The organism is Streptomyces sp. NPDC002784 (assembly GCF_053592135.1).
In genome coordinates this window covers 1-1,548 of record NZ_JBSFVD010000169.1, presented here as the reverse complement: position 1 = coordinate 1,548, position 1,548 = coordinate 1, and the positions used below count along the sequence as shown (strand labels likewise).

The window sequence follows — 1,548 nt, the reverse complement described above, 5'->3', positions numbered from 1 at the left end:
CGCAGAGGCCCGGCGGGGAAGGTGTTCCAGTAGATGCTGTGCCGGGCGGTGCTGGGATTGTCGATCAGAGGGGCCAGCGGCCACACGGCGTCGCCGTAGCGGGCCACCGGCGCGCTCGTGCCGGGCGTAACCAGATGCTCGGCGATGGACGGCGTGTGGGGCCCCGGTAGTTGCTGTGGTGGTGCGGGGTTGGTGGCGGTGGTGGTCATGGGTTGAGGTCTCCGTCGAGCAGCAGGGTGATCATTTCGCGGTCGGCGGGTGTCACGGCCCGCACGGCGCGCTGCCAGACGGCGTCGCCGAGCCGGTCCTTGAGGTTCTCCAGGCGAGCGTGGGATTCGCTCCAGGTCGCCTGCCAGTCGGCCGCGTCCATCACGTCCCGCAGGCCGCTCAGTGCGTGGTGCAGGTGGGCCAGGCGCGGGTGGTGCCCGGGGTGGATCCGGGCGTTCGGGCAGGCGGTGCACATCAGGAATGACGCCGTGCAACCGGTGCCGTGTGGCGTGAAGGGGCTGTGGGTGTATTCGTGGCAGTCGGCCGTCGCCGTCGGCTGGTCGGCCGGCTCCGCTCTCTCGCGCAGCTGGGCGCGCAGGACCGTCCGGCGGGCGTGGTCGACCGCCTCGTTGAGGGCGTCGGCGATCACAGGGGTGGCTGTCTGCTGAACCTGGGGTTCGGACAGGACGTAGACGCGGTCGTGCGTGTCCTGGCTGTTCTGGCCGGGCTCGCGCCGGTGCAGCACGTTGACCGTTTTGCGGGTACGCCGCAGTCGGGAGCCGGTCAGGCCGGCGTCTTGCGCCCAGGTGCTCATGGCATTGCGCGACAGCCCGGCGCCGAAGGGGCCCACCCGTATCACCTCATCCCCGTGCGGGTGGGAGGGCAGGGCGTGGCGCCACACCAGTAGCCGGTCAACCTCCTCTTCGTGCTCACGGACATAAGCGCGGGCGAAGGAGGTGGCTTGAAGGGCCTGGGTAATCAGCCGACCCGGGGAGGCGGCGCCGAAGTCGCTCCAGTTACGGGTCGTCACCTGCCGCCCGCCGCCTCGCCGGGCCTTGTGCAGCTCGACGCGGTACACCGGGAAGGCGCCCTCGCCCGAGTCCGGGGTGGCCCGGGGAACGGGCATCTGGGACACGGCGGTGGCGTTCAGGCCGTGCTCGGCCACCAGCAGCATCCCCAGGGCAGCCGCTTCCTTCGCGGTCAGAAACAAGCGGTGCCAGGTGTATGGGGCGGACTCGCCGCCGAGGGCCTGGTGGTAGCGCCAGGTCACCCTCCTGCGGCCGCCCTCGCTCCAGTAGCCGGGTGCGAAGCCGGTACGGGCCAGCTCCTCCAGGGCCTCACCGATCCGCGCCTGGCGGCTCCCGGGTGGGAAGCTGCCGGTCCTCCAGGCGTCCAGGTGGGCGGTGTTCTCGCTGATCCGCAGGTGCGCGGCCCTGAAGATCTGCCGCGCGGTCTTGCGGAGCACCTCGAACTCCTCGGCCGCGAGCGCCGTCTCCTGCACTTTCAAGCGCGGCAGCCGTTGCGGCATCGCCTCCCTGACCTGTGCCGGGACACAGCCAC

2 protein-coding genes are annotated in these 1,548 nt (G+C 71.3%); both read right to left on the bottom strand.

Features of this window, described 5'->3' with window-relative positions; translation table 11 throughout:
* Positions 1-209: hypothetical protein (locus tag ACWD1Z_RS37540; RefSeq protein WP_451125410.1), on the bottom strand; the 209-nt coding region annotated here is incomplete at its 3' end.
* Positions 206-1,548, bottom strand: a 1,343-nt coding sequence (locus ACWD1Z_RS37535; RefSeq protein ID WP_451125408.1) for a hypothetical protein, incomplete at its 5' end; no start/stop codon positions are given. The genes ACWD1Z_RS37535 and ACWD1Z_RS37540, both read right to left, overlap by 4 nt.